The sequence below is a fragment of the Candidatus Dormiibacterota bacterium genome (assembly GCA_035532835.1).
Lineage (GTDB): Bacteria > Vulcanimicrobiota > Vulcanimicrobiia > Vulcanimicrobiales > Vulcanimicrobiaceae > DAHUXY01.
The window spans coordinates 1-19030 of sequence record DATKQG010000120.1 but is presented as its reverse complement, the minus strand read 5'-3'; the positions used below and the strand labels follow the sequence as shown (position 1 = coordinate 19030).

The 19030-nt window shown below is 60.4% G+C and carries 26 protein-coding genes; 6 read left to right on the top strand and 20 right to left on the bottom strand.

Annotated features, from left to right (window positions below; all coding sequences use genetic code 11):
• The 4 genes from VMW12_14330 to VMW12_14315 form a co-directional block, all read right to left on the bottom strand.
• The coding region (locus VMW12_14330; protein HUZ50902.1) for a phenylalanine--tRNA ligase subunit beta at positions 1-357 on the bottom strand (357 nt) is incomplete at its 3' end.
• A gap of 7 nt (positions 358-364) precedes the next feature.
• Positions 365-1399, bottom strand: coding sequence for a phenylalanine--tRNA ligase subunit alpha (pheS, locus tag VMW12_14325; GenBank protein HUZ50901.1), 1035 nt, complete (start codon positions 1397-1399; stop codon positions 365-367).
• Between the two features lie 361 nt (positions 1400-1760).
• Positions 1761-2537 carry an RNA methyltransferase gene (locus tag VMW12_14320; protein ID HUZ50900.1) on the bottom strand — a complete coding sequence of 259 codons (777 nt, stop codon included), beginning with the start codon at positions 2535-2537 and terminating at the stop codon, positions 1761-1763.
• Positions 2537-2740 (bottom strand): hypothetical protein, encoded by a 204-nt coding sequence (locus VMW12_14315; protein HUZ50899.1) that lies wholly within the window; start codon positions 2738-2740, stop codon positions 2537-2539. The genes VMW12_14320 and VMW12_14315 overlap by 1 nt, the downstream gene beginning before the upstream one ends.
• A gap of 53 nt (positions 2741-2793) precedes the next feature.
• On the opposite strand from VMW12_14315, the gene VMW12_14310 reads away from it, so the two are divergent.
• Together VMW12_14310 and VMW12_14305 are read left to right on the top strand one after the other, a co-directional pair.
• Complete coding sequence (locus tag VMW12_14310; protein HUZ50898.1) at positions 2794-3357, top strand: NUDIX hydrolase; 564 nt, start codon at positions 2794-2796, stop codon at positions 3355-3357.
• Positions 3358-3428: 71 nt separating this feature from the next.
• Entirely contained in the window at positions 3429-3710 is a 282-nt protein-coding gene (locus VMW12_14305; protein ID HUZ50897.1) for a hypothetical protein, read from the top strand.
• A gap of 9 nt (positions 3711-3719) precedes the next feature.
• Here the strand turns inward: VMW12_14305 and VMW12_14300 are convergent, their stop codons facing one another.
• The 14 genes from VMW12_14300 to VMW12_14235 form a co-directional block, all read right to left on the bottom strand.
• On the bottom strand, positions 3720-5117 hold the full coding sequence (locus VMW12_14300; GenBank protein ID HUZ50896.1) for a serine hydrolase domain-containing protein: 1398 nt from the start codon (positions 5115-5117) through the stop codon (positions 3720-3722).
• A 15-nt stretch (positions 5118-5132) separates the two neighbouring features.
• Positions 5133-5768 carry a hypothetical protein gene (locus VMW12_14295; protein ID HUZ50895.1) on the bottom strand — a complete coding sequence of 212 codons (636 nt, stop codon included), beginning with the start codon at positions 5766-5768 and terminating at the stop codon, positions 5133-5135.
• On the bottom strand, positions 5765-6376 hold the full coding sequence (locus tag VMW12_14290) for a sigma-70 family RNA polymerase sigma factor (protein HUZ50894.1): 612 nt from the start codon (positions 6374-6376) through the stop codon (positions 5765-5767). The genes VMW12_14295 and VMW12_14290 overlap by 4 nt, the downstream gene beginning before the upstream one ends.
• 42 nt (positions 6377-6418) lie before the next feature.
• Positions 6419-6916, bottom strand: a complete 498-nt coding sequence (locus tag VMW12_14285; GenBank protein ID HUZ50893.1) for a DUF4142 domain-containing protein — start codon at positions 6914-6916, stop codon at positions 6419-6421.
• A gap of 106 nt (positions 6917-7022) precedes the next feature.
• The gene (gene rplT / locus VMW12_14280) at positions 7023-7382 is read right to left on the bottom strand and encodes a 50S ribosomal protein L20 (GenBank protein HUZ50892.1); all 360 of its coding nucleotides are present in this window, start codon (positions 7380-7382) and stop codon (positions 7023-7025) included.
• A gap of 15 nt (positions 7383-7397) precedes the next feature.
• Positions 7398-7604, bottom strand: coding sequence for a 50S ribosomal protein L35 (gene rpmI, locus VMW12_14275; protein HUZ50891.1), 207 nt, complete (start codon positions 7602-7604; stop codon positions 7398-7400).
• Positions 7597-8382, bottom strand: coding sequence for a translation initiation factor IF-3 (infC, locus tag VMW12_14270; protein HUZ50890.1), 786 nt, complete (start codon positions 8380-8382; stop codon positions 7597-7599). The genes rpmI and infC overlap by 8 nt, the downstream gene beginning before the upstream one ends.
• A gap of 160 nt (positions 8383-8542) precedes the next feature.
• Positions 8543-9679, bottom strand: coding sequence for an HAD-IC family P-type ATPase (locus VMW12_14265; GenBank protein ID HUZ50889.1), 1137 nt, complete (start codon positions 9677-9679; stop codon positions 8543-8545).
• Positions 9588-10934 (bottom strand): HAD-IC family P-type ATPase, encoded by a 1347-nt coding sequence (locus VMW12_14260; protein HUZ50888.1) that lies wholly within the window; start codon positions 10932-10934, stop codon positions 9588-9590. Before VMW12_14260 ends, VMW12_14265 begins: the two co-directional genes overlap by 92 nt.
• A gap of 3 nt (positions 10935-10937) precedes the next feature.
• Complete coding sequence (locus VMW12_14255) at positions 10938-11867, bottom strand: hypothetical protein (GenBank protein HUZ50887.1); 930 nt, start codon at positions 11865-11867, stop codon at positions 10938-10940.
• 156 nt (positions 11868-12023) lie between these two features.
• Positions 12024-12860, bottom strand: a complete 837-nt coding sequence (locus VMW12_14250; GenBank protein HUZ50886.1) for a hypothetical protein — start codon at positions 12858-12860, stop codon at positions 12024-12026.
• 25 nt (positions 12861-12885) lie between these two features.
• Complete coding sequence (locus VMW12_14245) at positions 12886-13392, bottom strand: aspartate carbamoyltransferase (GenBank protein HUZ50885.1); 507 nt, start codon at positions 13390-13392, stop codon at positions 12886-12888.
• Positions 13382-13753, bottom strand: a complete 372-nt coding sequence (locus VMW12_14240; protein HUZ50884.1) for a MarR family transcriptional regulator — start codon at positions 13751-13753, stop codon at positions 13382-13384. The genes VMW12_14245 and VMW12_14240 overlap by 11 nt, the downstream gene beginning before the upstream one ends.
• Before the next feature lie 168 nt (positions 13754-13921).
• On the bottom strand, positions 13922-14152 hold the full coding sequence (locus tag VMW12_14235; protein ID HUZ50883.1) for a DUF6582 domain-containing protein: 231 nt from the start codon (positions 14150-14152) through the stop codon (positions 13922-13924).
• 282 nt (positions 14153-14434) lie between these two features.
• Between VMW12_14235 and VMW12_14230 the strand changes: the two genes are divergently transcribed.
• Together VMW12_14230 and VMW12_14225 are read left to right on the top strand one after the other, a co-directional pair.
• Entirely contained in the window at positions 14435-14887 is a 453-nt protein-coding gene (locus VMW12_14230) for a rubrerythrin family protein (GenBank protein ID HUZ50882.1), read from the top strand.
• Positions 14888-14971: 84 nt separating this feature from the next.
• Complete coding sequence (locus VMW12_14225) at positions 14972-15418, top strand: hypothetical protein (protein ID HUZ50881.1); 447 nt, start codon at positions 14972-14974, stop codon at positions 15416-15418.
• A gap of 2 nt (positions 15419-15420) precedes the next feature.
• Here the strand turns inward: VMW12_14225 and VMW12_14220 are convergent, their stop codons facing one another.
• Together VMW12_14220 and VMW12_14215 are read right to left on the bottom strand one after the other, a co-directional pair.
• Positions 15421-16122, bottom strand: a complete 702-nt coding sequence (locus VMW12_14220; protein ID HUZ50880.1) for a VIT family protein — start codon at positions 16120-16122, stop codon at positions 15421-15423.
• A 49-nt stretch (positions 16123-16171) separates the two neighbouring features.
• Positions 16172-16810, bottom strand: coding sequence for a peroxiredoxin (locus VMW12_14215; GenBank protein HUZ50879.1), 639 nt, complete (start codon positions 16808-16810; stop codon positions 16172-16174).
• Between the two features lie 223 nt (positions 16811-17033).
• On the opposite strand from VMW12_14215, the gene VMW12_14210 reads away from it, so the two are divergent.
• Together VMW12_14210 and VMW12_14205 are read left to right on the top strand one after the other, a co-directional pair.
• On the top strand, positions 17034-17501 hold the full coding sequence (locus VMW12_14210) for a cytochrome C oxidase subunit II (GenBank protein HUZ50878.1): 468 nt from the start codon (positions 17034-17036) through the stop codon (positions 17499-17501).
• An 11-nt stretch (positions 17502-17512) separates the two neighbouring features.
• Positions 17513-19030: cbb3-type cytochrome c oxidase subunit I (locus VMW12_14205; protein HUZ50877.1), on the top strand; the 1518-nt coding region annotated here is incomplete at its 3' end.

Here is a 19030-nt window from a genome sequence, read left to right as displayed (position 1 = left end):
CGAGCAGAGCATGCCTTCCGAATCGATGCCGCGCATCTTGCGCGGCTCGATCTTCATGTGCGGCAACTGCGCGCCGATCGTGGCGACCGGAATCACTTGCCCGGCCGCGACGTTCGTCGCGGCGGTGGCGATCGTCAGCGGCTGCTGCGCGCCGGCGTCGATCGTGCAGACCTGCAGGCGGTCGGCGTTAGGATGCTTCGCGATCGCAGTAATGGTGCCGACGACGACGCCGGAGATCGTCGGCCGCGCGAAGATCTCGTCAACGGGGAAGCCAAGCATCGCCAAACGATCCGCAATCGCTTGGGCATCCGAGGGCAGGTCGACATACTCACGTAGCCAGGTGATTGGAACGCGCATACTATCCTTATGAGAGTTGTTCGAGGAAATCGGGATCGCTATCGATGAAGCGACGGATATCGTCGATCTCGAAGCGCGTTAGGGCAAAACGTTCCACGCCGAAGCCGAAGGCCCAACCCGAGACTTCGTCCGGATCGTAGCCGACTTCGCGCAAGACATTCGGGTGGACCATTCCGGCGCCGCCGAGTTCGATCCAGCCGGACCCGCCGCACATGTTGCAAGCATCGGAGCGCCCCTTGCACTTCGGGCACGTCGTGTCGACCTCGGCGCTGGGTTCGGTGAACGGAAAGAAAGAGGGACGAAACCGAACGCGCTGATCCGGGCCGAGCAATTCACGGCATAGGCCGGTGAGCATTCCCTTGAGGTGGCCGAAGTGGATGCCTTCGGCGACGAGCAATCCTTCGATTTGGTTGAACTGAAAGAGATGGCGCGCGTCGACCGCGTCGCGACGGTAGCACTTCCCGGGGGCGACGATGGCGACGGGCGGCTTGTGCGCCTGCATCGTGCGAATTTGCATGGGCGAGGTGTGCGGCCGCAGCAGCAACGTGTCGGTGATGAAGAACGAATCGAAGCCTTCGCGCGCGGGATGCGTGCTCGGGATGTTCAGCGCGTCGAACGTGTAGTAATCGGGTTCGATCTCGGGCCCGGTAACGATCGCGAAGCCGTGGCGGCGAAAGTACGCGCCGGCTTGGCGGATGACGTTGCGCACCGGGTGCAGCGAGCCGACCGCTGGAGCGATTGCGGGAAAGGTAACGTCGATCTGCGTCGCCAGATCGGCTTCGAAAACGCGGTTCTCGATGCGGCTCTGCGCGATCGCAAGTGCGCTCTCCATCGCCTCGACCACGTCGTTGATTTCTTTGCCCGCGTTGGGCCGCTCGCTCGGCGGCAACTGCCCGATGCCGCGGCGCAGCCCGGTGACCTCGCCGCTACGGCCGAGAAAGGCGACGCGCACGCCGTCCAGGGCCGCCTCGTCGGGAGCCGCGTTGACGTCGGTGCTAAAGCGGGTTTGAAGGTCGGCGAGTTTGGATGCGAGTTCACTCATGCGCGCTGATCATCGGCTCCAGAGAAAAGGCAAAGCGCCCGGTCTGTAATCATTATACCGGGCGCTTCGTGAAACTGGCTACGGACTTCTTCGTGATTAGGATGGTGAGGCGGGATACATCCGCCGGTATGCGAGGTAGGCACTAACTGAGCCCGTTTGGGCGAAGAGTTTCCAGAAGAGTTCGGAGGGTGCCATAACAGCGCTTCTATCTCCTATCTAGCCAGGTGTCCGGCGTCGAGCCGCTCGGAATGCCGTAACTATAACATGCGACTTTGGCCGATGGTAGTCTTGACTTTTCGGCCCGATAGGGCTGCCTTGACAGCCGAAGCAAAGAGGGTTTTTCGCCGAACCAGGCAGGCCGTCACTCGGTAGCGAGGCTTGCCGCATAGAGGGCGATCGAGCCCGCTACGGCGGCGTTGAGGCTCTCGCCGGACCCGCGCATCTGAATGGCCAGCCGACGGTCGCAGACGTCTCCCCAGGCCCCCAAGCCGCGGCGTTCGTGGCCGACCACCAAGCCGGCCCGCTCGGGGAAGCGCTGGTGCTGCAACGGCTCGCCGCTCGCATCCAGGCCCCACAGGAGTGCGCCGCGGGCGCGTGCGGCGGCGGAAACCTCGGGGGCCTCCGCTACGCAGAGCCGCAGCCGAAACGTGGCCCCCATCGAGCCCCGTACCACCTTGGGATGGTGAGGATCGACCCCGAACCGTCCGAAGACGGCCGTGGTCGCGCCGAACGCCTCGGCCGAGCGCAGGAGCGTCCCGGCATTTCCGGGGTCGTTCAAATCGGCCAGGATCAGGACGAGGCCCGGCGCCTCGAAGAGGTCTTGCGCCCGGGCCAGCACGATCGGTGCGACCGCCACGATGCCGGTAGGCGTCTGCAGGTCGGAGATTTTCGCTGCGGTTCGGTCGTCGACCAAGTAAATCTGCGTGCCGTCGCGCTCGAGCGCGACGATCGCGGGTGAGGCTTCGTAACTGGCTTCGGTCGCGTAAATGGACTCGATGGCGACGCCGCTGCGCAGCGCTTCGTCCAGCAACGTCGCGCCCTCGAATGCAAACCGCTGCTGCTCGCGCCGGCCGCGCACGGTCAGGAGATCGCGCACTTCGCCGATGCGGTCTGCGTGCGCGCCCAGCCGAGACGGCATTACCGGCCGCTGCGTCCGCGTGCGCTCCACTTGCGCGCGTACATCATCGCAAGCCCGGCGAGGATCGCCGAAAGTACGATCGCGACCTTGTCGTTGAAATGATGCGGCACGACGAAAATATTGAAGGCATACACGCAGACCACGAAGATCGCGAAGAAGAAGGCGAGCCAGGCAATTTCGGTGAGAATCGATGAACGTTGCACGACAAAGCGTATAGTACGAGGCGCGGGACGGGGGTTCCGTCAAAGACCGCCCCATGCACGAACAGCTTCCGCGCCGCCTAGCCTCCGAACAGCTCTTCGAAGGGCGCGTCATATCCGTCCGCGCGGATCGGCTACTCTACCCGGACGGCACCGAACACACCGTCGAGGTAGTGGAGCATCGCGGGGCATACGGGATCATCGCTACGACCGAACACGATGAAATCGTGCTGGTGCGGCAGTACCGCCGGCCGGCCGGGCGCGCGCTCTGGGAGATCCCGGCCGGAACCGCCGAGCCAAACGAGGACCCGCTCGCGGGGGCGGCCCGCGAGCTGCGCGAGGAGACGGGATACAGCGCGGGCAGCATGCGGGCGCTTGGGGCGCTCTTCACCACGCCCGGGTTTTGCGACGAGCTGATGCATTTTGTTCATGCCGAGCGGCTGCAGCAGGGCGCTCAGTCGCTGGACGAAGACGAACGGATCGAGGTCGGGCGTTTTACGCTCGAGCAGGCGCAGCGCATGGTGCACGAAGGAGCCATCGCGGATGCCAAAACGGTGCTGGCGCTCCTTTGGCTGCAGGGTGACCGTGATCAACTTGCGCCGTCAACGGTCGATATATAGGTTACGGGTGAGCCCAAAATCCGCGATGCAAGCTATGCATCGCGGGGATATTGGCTACGACGGAGGACGCCGTGGAACTACCTCGCGATATCGATGCCGTGCTCAAGCGATTGCTGGATACACCGGACCCGGAAGCGCGTGCGCAAGGATCGCAACTTACCGCTGAAGACGAGTCGTATCTCGCTTCGCTCGTGTGTGCCGTTCGCGCGGGACGACGCGCCGTGCTCATCGTCGAAGATGCGGACGAGCGGCTCCGCTATATGTTCAGCAATGCAACGCGCGCCGACGCCGTAACGATGCTCGGAAAAGTCGTTGAGGCCACCGGACGCCGCCTCGTAGACGGTGACGATTAGCGACGGTGACTAGGGAACTAGTTGCAACCCGTCCACTTTCCCGTCCTTGGCGACGGTAAAGCGGAAGTGGAACGTATCCTTCGGATATCGCACCAAAAATTCGTACATCGTATCGCCGTTACCGCGATCGATACTCGACACGGGTATCAATGCGAGGATTTTCCCATATTGCGCGAAGTTCGAGCGCACGACCAAATCGTCGGTGAGATAGCTACTGAATGACGCGGTGAGTTGCGTGCGATCGATGCGATTGTTCGCCAGCCGTTCCAGCCATTCGCGAGCCCGCGTTACGATGGCGTTATCGAGGTGCGCGACCGACGGCGGCGCGACGATGTCCAAGATCCGCGACGCAAGCGCTTCCGGCTGGACCATGTTGCCGCTGGCGCGCATATCTACGTTGGTGAGGACAATGACCGCGATGTGATCGTCGGGTAGTACGGCGTTCATGGCGTGGTAGCCGGGGATCTGCCCGTTATCCCACATAAACCGCTTGCCGTCGCGCTCGTCGATGACGTAGCCCATGCCATATCGTATGTCGCCCTTCGCGCCGCTTGGCGTATACATATCGCGCACGGCGTCGTCGCGCAGCAAGACCGGCATCTCGATGTCCCATTTCGCCAAATCGTACACGGTCGTGACGATTCCCGCCGCGCCGAAGAGCCAGCTTGCGTCGTAGGGGTGCGCGGGTAGCACGCTTTTTGGCGAGCCCGTGTATCCGACCGCCGCGCGCGGCGAAATGCCGGTGTCTCCCGCATAGAACGTCGAATTCATCACCAGCGGCAAGAAGATGTGTTGCTGTAGGTAATCGGAGAGCGGCACGCCGCTCGCCCGTTCTACCACCAGGCCCGCGATCATATAATTCAAGCTGTTATCTTCATACGCGGTGCCGGGTACCGAGATGAGTTGCTGCTTGTTCATCGCCGCGATGATGTCGTTGAGTTTAACGACGCGGCTGCGATCCTGATTGAGACCGGCGAGCTTGGCAATGTGAGGAAAACCCGAAGTTTGCTGTAGAAGCTGGGCGATCGTTACGTCTTTAGCAAGCGTCAGCTCCGGAATGTATTTTGTCACCTTGTCGTCGAGCTTGAGCTTGCCGTCCTGTTGCAGCAGCAGCACCGCAGCAGCCGTGAATTGCGCGCTCGCCGCACCGATGTACGTTTGCGTCGAGGGCGTGAAAGCGATATGTTTGGCGAGGTTGGCATACCCAAAGCCCTGGGCGTACACAACGCGGCCGTCCTCGACGATGCCGATGCCGATGCCGACCGCGTTATGCGCGCGCACGTCGCGTTCCGCAAGTTGTACGACGGCGCGAGCCATGGCCGGCGTGAATGTATGCGGTGGGTTGATCGGCGCCACCGGGGTCGTTGCCGCCACGAGGGCAGCCAAGGCAAGGGCCGGATGCATCATGCTCATGCTGTTGGCTCAAAAGGCCAGTTTTGCCTCGGCCACGACCCGATCTCCGTCCGCGAGCGCCAGGTGCTCCATCCGGTGGCTTTCGGGGAGGTAGATCATAGCAAGGTCGCCGCGCGATTGCACTTGGCCCAGCATGGTTCGCTGCCCATCGTGCATCCATACCAGCCGCAGTGGCCGGGTCGCGCCTCGCACGATCACGCCGTACCAGGAGCCGTCGTTCCCGTAGACGACCTTGGCGTCGGCGCCCCCGGTGAAGGCGACCATCCGGTGCGGGCTCGAGGCCATGCGGGCGAACAGGCCGGCATCGGCCAGCATCGCGCGATGCATCGTTTGCTCCCGGTGCAAGAGATAGGCCGTCGGAAGCAAGGCGATGGCCAGGAGCGCCGCAATTGCGCCGAGCTGCCGCAGGCTCCAACCGTGCTTCTTGGGCGGCGTCCAGAGGCTTCCGACGCGGGCATCCAGCGACGCCGGAGCCGCATATTGCGGCTGCGCCGATGCGGCGGCGGCAACGTCGTCGTACGCTTGCGCTAGCGCTTGCGAGCACGCTTCACATGCGGCCACGTGCGCGTCGATTGCGTTGGTCTCCGGCGGTTCGAGGAGGCCGAGCGCGTAGAGCGCGGCGGATTCGCTAATGTGCTCGTTCATGATGGCGGTTGCAGCGCGGCACCAAGCTTGCGCAGTCCCATGGCGATGCGGCTTTTGACCGTGCCGAGCGGTTGGTCGAGCGTACGGGCGATCTCGGTGTGCGAGAGTTGTTCGAAGTACGCGAGTTCAAGCGGCCGCCGTTGCTCCGGCGGCAGTTTCGTCATCGCGTTGCGCAGGCGATCGTGCTCGATCACGTCGACCACGCGCAATTCGTCGTGCTCCTCCGGCTCGGCTGCAACGCGCTCCACCAGACGCAGGCGCCGTTGTTTCGAACGTACGCGAGAGACGGCTTCGTTGCGCACGCAGACCACGAGAAAGCTGCGGATGGCGCCGCGCGAACGCGTATAGGCTCCCGGCGAGCGCCAGATCCGCGCGAGCGCGTCGTGCACGACATCCTCCGCATCCTCGCCATTTCCAACGACGTGATAGGCGGTCGAATAGAGCAGTGAAGCATACCGCGCGTACGCTTCGTCAAAAGCCCAGCGCTCGTGCGCCGCAAAGGCGTCCGCGAGCGCCGAGTCTTCGGCATGAGCCTGCATGGCCGGGATGCTTCGACGGCGCAACCCGATCCCGCCTGGGAACCGCGAGAGACGGACGGCAGCGAGCACGCCTCTGGAACGCCCGCCGATACCCGCTCGGATGAGGCGGTCTTAGTTTCGGAGCTTTTTAGCCGTACTGCTGAGCTTTTCGAGATATGCGGCCTGGTGGGCGGCAAAGGATCGGAGGGTAGGGTCGTCGCCGTGCTGGGCTTCGCTCTGGTACGTGCCGAGCGCGATGTTCGCATCGATGTGGATCGCGTTCGTGAACGCGCGATCGAACGCCGCGCCATGCGCGCCGGCGATGTTTCCGTACTGCGCCGTGGCCCGCAGGACGGGCTCATTGGTGAGCGTGATATCGTGACGGGACGCATACGAGCGGACATAGAGATTGGTGTGGTCCGATGCGCTGACCATGCGCACCGCCAGCGCGCGTACCGCTGCGTTCCGAGCGCGCCCGCGAGCGAGCGCCGCCAAAGCGTACGATCCCAGCGCGTCCGACTGTGCCCGACGGACGAACGACGCATCGCGAGACGTCGCCGCTCGTACCGGTACGGTCATCGCGACGGCCGAAAACATCACCAGAAATAGAGCGATTGAAAAACGTTTCATACCAATGGTATACCCGATCGCCGCGTGCGACACACGAAGGAATTCCGCGCATAAAAAACGACGCGATCGTTACGAACGCGTCGTTTTTATCAGGCGGTGACGCCGGTTATTTTCCGACGGCTTGTTTTGCCATATTGAGGAGCGAGCCGAACGCCTTGGAATCGGAGATCGCGAGCTCGGCGAGGGCCTTGCGGTTCAGCGTTACGCCCGACTTTTTAAGGCCGTTCATGAACACCGAGTACGTGATGCCTTCGCGACGGACGGCCGCATTGATGCGGCTGATCCAGAGCGAGCGGAAATCGCGCTTGCGGACGCGGCGATCGCGGAATGCGTACGCCAGCGACTTGAGGAGCGCTTCGTTCGCGACGCGGTAATTGCGGCGGCGAGCGGCGCGGAAGCCCTTGACGAGCTTCATCACCTTGCGACGATGCTTCAGACCGTGTACGCCACGTTTGATGCGTGCCATATCTGCGTGCCCCCTTTATACCAAGTACGGGATCGTCGGCGCTAAGCGCTTCAGATCGCCCTTGAAGGTCGGTTGGTCCTTGCGGAAGTTCCGCTTGCGCTTGCGCGACTTCTTGCTCAGGATGTGGCCGCAACCGCTGAACTGATGGCGATGCATCACTTTGCCGGTCCCGGTTATCTTGACGCGTTTCGCGGTTCCGCGATGAGTACGAATTTTAGGCACTGGTTTGCTCCTCGATTTTCTCGTGATCTGCGTGGTCGTCTTGGTCTATATCGTCAACATCGTCGACATCTTCATCGTGGTCGTCATCGAGGTCATCGTGAACCTCGTGATCGTCGTGGTCCTTATGATCTCGCGTCGACGAGAACTTCGGCGGACCGGTTGGCGTCGCACGCGGCGCCAAAATCATGAACATGTTGCGGCCTTCGAGCCGCGGCTCGCGCTCGACGATCGCGAGGGGATTCATATCCTCGGCCATGCGATCGAGGAGGCGCCGCCCGAACGACGTGTAGGTGATCTCGCGTCCGCGGAACATGATCGTCACCTTGACCTTGCTGCCATCCAGCAACAGGCGCTCGGCCATACGAGCTTTAGTCTCGTAGTCGTGCGTCTCGATCTTGGGACGAAGCTTGACTTCCTTTAACTCGAAGTGACGCTGCTTTTTGCGAGTGTCTTTGTCTTTCTTCGATTGCTCGTATTTCAAGCGGCCGAAATCGCCGATCTTGCATACGGGCGGTTGTGCGGTAGGCGAGATTTCGATCAAATCCAGGCCCGCAGCCCGAGCGCGCGCAAGCGCCTCATCGGTGGGCAAGATGCCCAGCTGCTCTCCGTTTTCGTCGATCACGCGGATCGTGCGAATGCGGATTTGATCGTTTACCCGAAGTGGTCGAGCTATGGCGTTACCCCCCAAAAAAAATAAAAAATGGCATCGCCGAAGCGACACCACTGCGGGGGACCGGCCGATGGTTCCCAGAGTGACGACCGGATCGCCCGAAGGCATCCGGTGAGCACCCTTTTGAGGCGCTACTTCGGCCTGCGAAGAGTACCACGCCCGGATTCCCCCTGTCAAACGCCCAATCGGGCGCCCGATGCAGGGTAAGCCATGGGCCGCCCGGCAGGCAACCGAGCGCCACCCGGAGGGCCGGAAGAGAGGCGTGCCGTTACGCGGTGCTTTTGAATCTTCGTAGCAAGAGCACTTTGAGTTGATCGTTCACGAGGAAAGCCACGATGGCCGCATATCCGAATATCGCCAGCAGCGCCACCGGACTCATGGGTGCGAGTTCCAAGAAGCCAAAGAGCGAAATCGTTACGACGGCTACGATTTGGATCGTCATCGCACCGATCACGAAATTACTCGGCCTCGACTTCCAGAAGTGCCCCCGCTCCCGCACGACCAACAGATTAAAGACTCCGATGATGACGAGGTACGCGAATCCGAAGGTATAGAGTTTGTTGACACTCTCGCCCAGCCCTAAATAAGACAGGCCCGCCACCGTCAGTGCAACGCCTGCAAAGGCGCTGAAGAGTCCCAGCGAGAGCCCGACCGTGAACAGCCAAGAGATATCGAAGGAGTTTGGTTTCATCGAATACCGAACGTTGTCCATGGTCATCGACATCATCGTGAAATCGGTGAGGAATACGAGCGACACCATCCCCACGATCGAAATCACGAAGTGGTGCGTGAGAAAGAGCGCAACGACCACGTAGCCGGCCATGTTGGTCTTCATGGTGATCATGTTCAGGACCCAACCGAACAACCGCTGATAGATGGTCCTTCCCGTTTTGACCATCGCGACGATGCCGGCAAGCCCGTCCATCACGAGTACGGCGCTTGCGGAGTCCTTTGCGACATCGGTTGCGGTGCTGACCGCGATTCCCACCTCCGCCTGCTTGAGCGCCGGTGCGTCATTGAACCCATCGCCGGTCATGCCTATGACGTGCCCGCCATCCTGCAAATCCTTGACGATGGCGTATTTGTCCTCGGGATAAATCTCCGCGATGCCGCTGCTTTCTGCGATCGCGCGATCCGCAAGCGCACCGTCATGCTCCGACGTGCGAAGGTCGGCCATTCGAAGAATACGATCGCCTAGACCCGTCTGCGCAGCAACGTACCTCGCGATCGGAAGCGAGTCGCCCGTCAACATCTTCACGGAAATACCGAAATCGTGCAACTGCGCGATGGTTTGGCGGGAATCGGCTCTCACCTTATCGGCCACGCCGGCCAGGCCGACGAGCCGGCGGCTTCCGTCCGGCGCGTCTTTGGCTACCGCGATCGCTCTCAGGCCTTCGGCGGCCATGGCCTCCGCCTGCGCATTTAAACGCGTTTTTTCGCTCTCGGAGACGATGCTCGAAGCGAGAATGGCGGCAAGCGAACCTTTTTGCCACGACGAAACGGTCGCCCGAATGTCGGATCGTAGCGGACGTCACTCTGGTCGTTGGGTCGAAAGGCACGAACTCGAGCTGTGCGTAGCCGTCCAAGGAGATGTGCGCCTCCCGCGCCGTCGCCAAAAACGCCAAGTCGATCGGATCCTGATTTGCTTCATTCGAGGCAAGGGCGCCGTAGAGAAGAACATCGTCGTTGACGAAACCGTCGGCCGGCAGTTGCTTTTCCACAAAAAGTTTGTTCATGGTGAGCGTTCCGGTTTTGTCCACGCACAGCACGTCCATCGCGGCTGCGTCTTCGGTTGCGCTCAATCTCGTTACGAGAACGCCGCGCTGCGCCAGCATCGACGAACCCATAGCCGCGTTCAGTGTGAACATCGTGGGCATCGCAACCGGTACGGACGCGACCAGGAGCACGGCGGCGAGCGGCACCAAAACGTCGAGCGGAAAGCCTGTGAACAGCGCGTATGTAAAGGCAACGAGCAACGCTATGAGGACCATCATCGCAAGCCGGCGTGCGACGTTGAGCGTTAACTCCTGCATGTGCAGCTTCGGGTTTGCAAGCTTGACGAGTTCGACCATCCTGCCGAACTTGGTGCTCGTTCCCGTTGCGTCGACCGAACAGAAAGCCTCGCCGCGCTTGACTGCCGAGCCCGAGTAGACTGCCATGCCGCTCGTTTTTTCGATCACGTCGGATTCGCCGGTAAGGGCGGATTGATCGACAGCGAGATCTCCCTTGATGATCTTCGCGTCGGCAGGAAGCAGATCGCCGGCTCTGACCCGGATGACGTCTCCCGGCACCAATTCGCGCGCCGGGACGACGGACCAGGCGTCGTCTCGCTTGACCCGGCTTTGAATTTTCAGCTTCTGCTTGAGAGCGGCCATTGCGTTGCCCGCTCTGGTTTCTTGAAGTACCGAAATTCCGGCGTTGAAGATCAAAAGGACGACGATGATAACCGTGTCTGGATACTTGCCGAGAAACCATGTGGTGATTGCCGTGAATTCCAGCATCCAAGGCACGACGCCCCAAAAAGGCTTTCCGATTGTAGCGAACGGATTCGTTCGCTTTTCGGGAATCTCGTTGGAGCCGTATTTTGCCCGGCTTTCGTCAACCTCGCGCGTCGAGAGTCCGAATGCTGGGTCCTTATTTTGGACTTCCAGCGTGGCCATGGCTTAATGCTCCACGATGACGTGAAGTGTCGTCGCGGTACCGCCGTCGAGCTTGGCTTCAATCTCCGCCGTGCCGGCCGTCGAACCGGCATGAATCTCGAACCCGACGATCCCCAGACGTGCGAAGCCGGGCCCAAAAGACTGGGGAACGAGCGTCACCGGCACTCCCCGGGGCTCGATCGTTCCGATCGGCTTCCCATCGGCGACGACGTTCAGGCCGCCGTCGCTGCGCCGTGCAAGGATGAGGGTCGCGCGCGGTGCGTCGCTTCTCGTAATCAAGAGATCGACCGGGAGCGGGGCCGTTTGCCCCGGCTGGACGTGTTGCCAATCTTCATCGCGTCCGTTATGCAGTTGATTGTATTGTGCGATATTCGGGACGCGCTCGGGACTGATGTGCGCAACCGCTTCCAGCGTTCCGGAACTGGAGCCGGCGTTGACCAACTCAATTTTAATCGGATACTCTCCGGCCGCGGGATTACGCTCGTCGGTGCGGAGATGGATGGATTTCAATCCAGGCTTGTCCGTTCCGTGGATCGCGATCGGCCCTTTGAGGGTGATGACCATCGTCCGCGGATCCGCCGGGTCTTTCGCAAACGAAAAAGGCACGTCGATCGCGTTTTGCGGCCATCCATAGAGTAGTACAACGCCCTGCATGGCCCCGGGCTCGGGTATAAACGCAGACGGGAACGTAATGCGAATCGAGGCCCCGGCCGGTAATGCGTATCCGGGCACCGCCGGATTGGCATCGCCGAAAACGACCCACGCTTCAAATGGCAGTCCCGCCGTGAGCCCTCCATCGGTCATCGGTTGATACGCGATCGTTGCCGTCGCATCGGCCGCCGAAGAGGCGCCGCCGCCGATGACGATCATCCCCAAAGCGAGCAAGCTTGCTATCGCCGTTCGATAGCCCTTCGTGGACATCCACCTCTTCACAATACCCCTCCAAGCGAACAACGATGAGGTGTAATCGTAACTTCCGAGGGAGAAGCTGCGGTGAAGATAACGTGAACGAATGCCGCACAACGCAACCAGTATGGCGGGGGTAACTAGCAGGTTGCATCAGCGATGCAACCTGCTACGGCTGGGAGGTTAAGGCAGCTTTTGCGCCGGTTCGCCGGGTGCACCGTTCCCACGCATGGCCGGAGATCCGCCGTGCATCGAGCACATCGGGCCGCCGCCTTGCATCATCTGGCGCATCATTTGTGCCGGCATCGAACCGCCACGACCCATCATGCCCATGCCGCCGCCCATCATTGGGGCGCCGGGTCCCGTCCCGCTGCCGCCTTGCATCATCTGGCGCATCATTTGTGCCGGCATCGAACCGCCGCGACCCATCATGCCCATGCCGCCGCTCATCATGCCATTGCCGCCGCTCATCATGCCCATGCCGGCTCCCATCGGGCCGCCGTTGGCCATCACCTGGCGCATCAAGGCAGGCATGCCGCCCTGCACGAGATCGCTCACTTCGGAAGCATGCCCTTGGAGTGCGGCCACCGTAGCCGGATCGGTCGAGGTTTGCGTGACGATCACGCCCTTCGGCGTCTGTTCGATCGCGGTGTGAATCTTGGTGCTATTCGCAAAAATCGTCGGCAGCGTATGGCTGGCTACGTTAAAAACCTTGCCGTTCTTCAGACGTTGGTTCATGCTCGCGACGTGGTCCTTGATGTCTTTCGCGACTTGCGGGTCGTCCGATTCCGTAACGGTCCGAATGCCGTTCGGCAATTTGGTTACGGTGCGCTTGATCTTGTTGTGATCGAAGAGGAGTTGGTGGACGACGCTCATGTCGCCCGCGAAGGCGCTCCCGCGTTGCATCGGGCCACTCGACGGGGCGTTGTTGGTTGCTGCGCCTGAAGCGATCGGCACGACCATCGCCGTGGCGGCGACGGCGGTGGCCAAGACGGCAGACGCGATCAGGGTTTTCAACATGGGATAGACCTCCGGAAATTGGTGGTTAGTGGGGCATCATCATAGCGTGCGCGCCGTGATCCATGACCTGCGCGGCGAACCACGTGTGAAGAGCAGCGATGAGTTGCGGATCGGATGTCTTGTAGCGGATGCTCGCCCCGTTCGTCGTCTGCAGATACGTGATGTCAATCCGACTCGCGCCCGCGCTCAACTGAGCGAGCCCCGGCATGTTCGTCCCGTGAATCTTGGCAGGGTCGGAGAAATCGCCATGCGCGAATGCCACCGCTTCTTTGCGTAGATGCGAACGCACGAGCGCAATCTGTTGCGGATTACCGTCGTGCACCATAACGGTCTGCACGCCGCCATCTCGCGTCGGCTCGAAGATATGCATAGCCTGGTTGAGATCGAACGGCATCACCTCTTTGCTGCCTCGTTCGACCATCGCCGCATGCGAAGACGGCGTCATTGTCGTGTCTGCGAGAGCCGGCATCGCCGCAACGAAATAGGAAAGAACGCCGCACCCAAGGGCGGCGAGAATAGTGTTACGTTTCATGAATCGCCTGTAAAAGTGTGCCGAGAGATGCGAGGACGGCGTCTCGCTCGGCTGTTGGGATGGCCGCAAAAATCCGCTGGAATGTGGCTTGGCGGGATTTCGCAAGACTTGTAGCTGCATCTCTGCCGCCGTCTGTCAGATGAACTTGGACGATTCGGGTGTCTTTCGGACTGCGCTTTCGCACGGCCCAGCCGCGCTTCTCAAGCGCCGTGACGATCCGGCTCACGGAGCTTTTTTCGAGTCGCAACCGTGCCGCAAGGCCATTTTGTGAAAGCCCCGGTTCGCGGGTGAGCTCCTGAAGTGCGTGCGCCTCTGCAACCGAGACCGGTTGACCGCATGGAGTCCGGTCGAGTTGATGCAAGCCGAATGCTCGAATCAGCGCTATCGTCGTCTCTTGGAACTCGGAGGCCGGGCTTTGTCGCGCGACCGCCGGTGGCGATATAGTTTTCCTCATCAACAGTTGTAGTATACAACAATTAATGAGAACCCAACAAGGGCGCCGCGAATTCGATCCATCGCAGTTGGTTTGCTAAACGGTCTTAACGAGCTCTTTCCAGGATTTTTCGGTCAAAGCTATGCCGTAGTAATCGGCCGCCTTCTTGATGTTTTCGAACGCTAGCTCCCGGTCGGCGTCGGATACGCCCTCGACCTGATCGAAGCGCGCCACCGCATTGCGGACGTGGCGGGCATCGGTCAACGGCTCCTTGCGCTCTCCTGGGAAGGCGAAAACACTATCGGGAAGGTCGCTCTGTTCCGTCAACCGGCCGTGCTTTTCGTGTGGCTGCCATGTCGCTTGCATATGTTCCTCACAGTTGATGAAGCCTCGGTAAGCCCTACGATTGTAAAACCTTCTTGCGAACGCGCAAGGAAGAAAGCGCTGGATTAATTCGCAAAAGGCAGCGGACTGGCAGCATGCATTCGTTATCGAGAACCCGTGAGATTCTTCACTGTGTCTTCTTAGTTTATTGGGACCATCGATGCATCAAAGTTAGGAGCATAGGTACTCAAAATGAACACTGTATTTAGAATGCGAGGGATGTTGGTGATCGTCTTAACCGCGCTGCTAGCGACAGGATTTGTCGCATTTTCAGCGGGCGCGGCATCGACGAACTCGGTTGCAACTCAGAAAAACCTCATGGACGCGATGCACGGCGAGGCGTTCGCCTATATCAAATACCTTGCGTACGCGGACGCGGCTCGGAAAAACGGAGATCCCGAACTCGCGGGAATTTTTGAGCGGGCCGCCACGATAGAACGATATTCCCACTTTGTAGGATCGGCTGGCTTTGCGCACCTCGTCGGCAGCGACGTAGCAAACCTCAATGACGCGATCGCCGGCGAAAACTACGAAAATACGATCATGTATCCTGCGATGGCAAAGCAGGCTCGCAGCGAGGGGAACACCGCCGTAGCAAATTGGCTTACGTCGGTCGCCAAGGACGAAGGTACCCACCGAGACGCGTTTAAAGCGGCCCTGCTAAAGCGCAAGAAATAATCAATAGCTTCGGCTCGTGAGGCGAGCGAAAGTTGCATCGCTCGCCTTTACTGCGGCGCCTTTCCCAAAGGATTGTGGTGTTTTATGAATGCAGCGCACCTCCACCTCATTTCAAATCACGCTCCGCTATTCGGCCTGATTGCCGGTCTTCTGCTGCTCGCATGGGGTATGCTGCGAAACTCGCACGAAATACGAATCGTATCGTACGTGCTTTTCATTCTCTCGGCTCTTGCAGCTGGCCTAGCTTACCTTAGTGGCGACGCCGCCGAGTCGTTGGTTGAGAACATGGCCGGAATTAGCGAAGCGGCGATCGAGCGTCATCAGGATATTGCGACTGTGGCCCTCGCGCTAATCGGTCTCACCGCAGTGGTAAGTATCGTCGCTATGTTTGCCGAGCGCGGCGGAGCCGCATTTCGTCGAGGACTCCTCATCAGTCTCTTTGTAGTGGGTGCGATCTCGGTGGGCGTGGTCAGCTACACCGCCTCCCTTGGCGGCCAGATTCACCACACGGAAATCACGACGCCGAAATAGCGCTAAACCGCTCTTCCGATAAGAGCGCCGATTGCCGCGGTTATGCCCATCGCGAACGCGCCCCAGAACGTCACCCGAGCCGTGGCTCTCCAGATATTTGCTCCTCCGGTCTTTGCGCCGACGGCGCCAAGCAGCGCCAAGAAGCATAGAGACGCTACGGTAACCGCCGATATGAGCCAAGCGGATGGAGCGATAGCGGCGGCGATGAGCGGAAGCGCCGCGCCGATGGAAAACGTCGCGGCGGACGTCAGCGCCGCCTGGATCGGGCGCGCGGTCGTTATCTCCGAGATGCCAAGCTCGTCTCGGGCGTGCGTTCCGAGCGCATCCTTGGCCATCAGTTGATCGGCTACTTGACTGGCGAGGCCCGGCTCCAGGCCGCGCTTCACGTAGATCTGAGCGAGTTCGTCGTGCTCGAATTGGGGTTGACTGACTTGCTCCGCGCTCTCGCGTGCGAGATCGGCTTGTTCCGTATCGGATTGCGAACTGACGGAGACATACTCGCCGGCAGCCATCGACATGGCACCGGCGACTAGCCCGGCGATGCCGGCGACCAGAATGCTCGAGCGCGTGCCGGAGGCAGCGGCCACGCCGACGATCAGGCTCGCTGTGGACACGATGCCGTCGTTGGCGCCTAGCACGGCCGCCCGCAGCCAACCTATGCGAGAGACGAGGTGGCTCTCGGGATGAAGCGCGCCCGCGCGCATTACCTTGCCCGCCTTTCGACCGGCGTCGCAATCGCCATTCGTTTAGAGCTTAGAGCTGCTTTTTTGAAAAATACCAATCGGTGTACTCATATCCTTCGCCGGCGCGCGCTTCTGCAGCCTGCGCCGTCAGCGGTGCCGGAACGATTACCTTCTCGCCCGGCTGCCAGGCTTGGGGCGTCGCGATACCGTTCGCATCAGACAACTGCATCGCGGTGACCAGGCGAACGAACTCGGCAATGGAGCGTCCGTTGCTCATCGGATAATACACCATCGCTCGCAAGATACTTTTGCCGTCGATGAAAAATGTCGCTCGGACGGCCGACGTGTTGCTCGCGCCGGGCTGGATCATGCCGTAGGCGTTCGCTACCTTCATCGACAGGTCGTCGATGATCGGGAACGGGATATCGACGCCGAAGTTCTGCTTGATGCTGCGAGTCCAGGCGATATGGGAGTACACGCTGTCGATCGAAAGCCCGAGCAGTTCGCAATTGAGTTTCTGGAACTCGGGATAGGCTTTGGCGAAGCCGAGGAACTCGGTGGTGCAAACCGGCGTGAAATCAGCCGGATGTGAGAACAGGATCAGCCATTTTCCCTTATAGTCGGCGAGCTTGCGCATCCCATGGGTGGTATTGGCTTCGAAAGCCGGCGCCGGTTCGTTGAGGCGCGGCAACTGTAAGATATTGTCCATATCAACTCCCTATCTGGTACGTCCAATTCAACGGAGGACTCAAGAAGAACCTGAGAAGGCGGGCCCCCTCTTCCTTCATAAACTTGTCGCAGAATCTCCTTACACTACGCCTATGAACGCACCAAAATATCGTACGACGTTCGGCTTCGTATTGGGTCTGCTCGCGCTCATCATCATTTCGTGGGTGGCCATGCTCGAGCTTACCCGGGCGCGGTGGTAGCGCATGCACGTCCATCGCCTTGAGAAGATCTTCCTCGGTTTAGGCATCGCCACGCTGGTCGCGTTTTTTGCGATTTTAGTGACGCTGCAGATCGGCGAAGGTTTCACTCCGCCAAGCCACATCCAGACGATCGATCCGACCAAAGTTTCCTCAACCCCGCCGTTCGATCACCCCGGCTTGGTTCGTCGTGCGGACGGCTCCTACGAAGCCTACTACGTCGGCCAAGTATTCAGCTGGCAGCCGGCGTCGCTCACCGTGCCGCGCGGCGCCAAAGTGACGTTTTACGTCACGTCCACCGACGTCGTGCACGGCTTTCTCATCGAGCACACCGACGTCAATCTCGAAGTGATGCCCGGTTGGGTGAGTAGTGGAACGCACGTCTTTAGCAAGCCCGGCGATTACTTGATCGTCTGCGATCAGTATTGCGGCGAGGGGCATGCATCGATGTTTGCCCATATTTTGGTGAAATGAGGAAACATACGATGGTTCTCGATCAAGTTAATACCGCAACGACGCCCGCGCAGCGCCGCCTAATTTTCGCACATCTCGCGGTGGCCTTCGCCGCACTTTTCGTCGGAACGTTCTTCGGAGTGTTGCAGACGCTTTCGCATGCGAATGCGATTCAGATGCCGCCGTGGCTCGACTACTACCGTATGCTCACCGCGCACGGGGTGCTGCTGGCGCTCGTCTTCACGACATTTTTTATCACCGGCCTCTCTACGCTGGCGATCTATCAAACCGAAGCGTACCCCAAGCGGGGCATCGGTTTGGGTTGGCTTGCGTGGTGGGTGATGCTCGTCGGCACCGTGATGGCGGCATTCGAAATCCTTGCCGGTAACGCATCGGTACTCTACACATTTTATGCGCCGTTAAAGGCCAGCCCGTGGTTCTATGTGGGCGCGGCGCTGCTCATCATCGGTACGTGGATCGCGTTGCTCGAGTTCGTCCTGGTTACCCTAAAATGGCGAAGCGATAATCCCGGCAAGCGGACGCCGCTCCCCGCGTTCATGGTGCTCGCGAATTTCATCATGTGGTTTCTCGCCACGATCGGCGTCGCCATCGAGGTGATCTTTCAGCTGATTCCATGGTCGTTCGGATGGGTGCCCGGCGTCGACGTGCTTCTGAGCCGCATGCTGTTTTGGTACTTCGGGCATCCGTTGGTCTACTTCTGGCTCTTGGGCGCATACCTCATTTGGTACGGCGTCGTTCCGGCAATTTTAAAGGTCCCGATTTTCTCCGATTCGCTCACGCGTTTGGCCTTCATCCTGCTCATGATTCTCTCGCTACCCGTCGGCATTCATCACGAATTTTCCGATCCGGGCATCGCAGCGCATTGGAAATTGCTGCAGACGGCCTTTACGCTCATGGTCGTCGTGCCGTCCCTCATGACGGCGTTCGCGCTCTTTGCCACATTCGAAGAGTATGCTGCAAAAAAGGGCAAATTCGGATTCTTCAAAATCGTCGGCTCGCTGCCGTGGAACGATCCGTCCTTTGCCGGCATAGCCTTAGCGATGATACTCTTCATCTTCGGCGGCATCGGCGGTATCATCAACGCGTCGTACACGATGGACACCACGATCCACAATACGATGTGGATAGTCGGGCACTTCCACATCACCGTCGGCGGCCCGGTCGCGTTGACATTGCTGGCCGCGACGTGGCGGCTTCTTCCGGCGCTCACCGGAAAGCCGCTCTATAGTCCGAGCCTGGCGCGCGCGCAAGTATGGCTGTGGTTCGTCGGCATGGCTGTGATGTCGTTCGCGATGCACGCGCAGGGCGTCTTGGGCGCACCTCGCCGTGTCGAACACTTCGTCTACGGCGGCGCCGCGGTAGCCCAGTCGTGGGAGACCTACTCGCTCCTGGCGGCGGGCGGCGGCATCGTGATATTTCTGAGCGTCATCGCCTTTGCGATCGTCCTTTTCGGCACGCTCCTATCGCGGCCGGAGGAGCGTGATGAACCCAGCGAGCTGGAATTCACGTTTGCGCTCTCGCGGCCAGAC

What these genes read in the sequence shown, in the direction of transcription:
- pheS (HUZ50901.1), bottom strand. Translation starts at nt 1,399, where the DNA reads ATGAGTGAACTCGCATCCAAACTCGCCGACCTTCAAACCCGCTTTAGC.
- VMW12_14320 (HUZ50900.1), bottom strand. Translation starts at nt 2,537, where the DNA reads ATGCCGTCTCGGCTGGGCGCGCACGCAGACCGCATCGGCGAAGTGCGC.
- VMW12_14310 (HUZ50898.1), top strand. Translation starts at nt 2,794, where the DNA reads ATGCACGAACAGCTTCCGCGCCGCCTAGCCTCCGAACAGCTCTTCGAA.
- VMW12_14300 (HUZ50896.1), bottom strand. Translation starts at nt 5,117, where the DNA reads ATGATGCATCCGGCCCTTGCCTTGGCTGCCCTCGTGGCGGCAACGACC.
- VMW12_14295 (HUZ50895.1), bottom strand. Translation starts at nt 5,768, where the DNA reads ATGAACGAGCACATTAGCGAATCCGCCGCGCTCTACGCGCTCGGCCTC.
- VMW12_14285 (HUZ50893.1), bottom strand. Translation starts at nt 6,916, where the DNA reads ATGAAACGTTTTTCAATCGCTCTATTTCTGGTGATGTTTTCGGCCGTC.
- rplT (HUZ50892.1), bottom strand. Translation starts at nt 7,382, where the DNA reads ATGGCACGCATCAAACGTGGCGTACACGGTCTGAAGCATCGTCGCAAG.
- infC (HUZ50890.1), bottom strand. Translation starts at nt 8,382, where the DNA reads ATGCCTTCGGGCGATCCGGTCGTCACTCTGGGAACCATCGGCCGGTCC.
- VMW12_14265 (HUZ50889.1), bottom strand. Translation starts at nt 9,679, where the DNA reads ATGGCCGCCGAAGGCCTGAGAGCGATCGCGGTAGCCAAAGACGCGCCG.
- VMW12_14260 (HUZ50888.1), bottom strand. Translation starts at nt 10,934, where the DNA reads ATGGCCACGCTGGAAGTCCAAAATAAGGACCCAGCATTCGGACTCTCG.
- VMW12_14250 (HUZ50886.1), bottom strand. Translation starts at nt 12,860, where the DNA reads ATGTTGAAAACCCTGATCGCGTCTGCCGTCTTGGCCACCGCCGTCGCC.
- VMW12_14245 (HUZ50885.1), bottom strand. Translation starts at nt 13,392, where the DNA reads ATGAAACGTAACACTATTCTCGCCGCCCTTGGGTGCGGCGTTCTTTCC.
- VMW12_14225 (HUZ50881.1), top strand. Translation starts at nt 14,972, where the DNA reads ATGAATGCAGCGCACCTCCACCTCATTTCAAATCACGCTCCGCTATTC.
- VMW12_14220 (HUZ50880.1), bottom strand. Translation starts at nt 16,122, where the DNA reads ATGCGCGCGGGCGCGCTTCATCCCGAGAGCCACCTCGTCTCTCGCATA.
- VMW12_14215 (HUZ50879.1), bottom strand. Translation starts at nt 16,810, where the DNA reads ATGGACAATATCTTACAGTTGCCGCGCCTCAACGAACCGGCGCCGGCT.
- VMW12_14210 (HUZ50878.1), top strand. Translation starts at nt 17,034, where the DNA reads ATGCACGTCCATCGCCTTGAGAAGATCTTCCTCGGTTTAGGCATCGCC.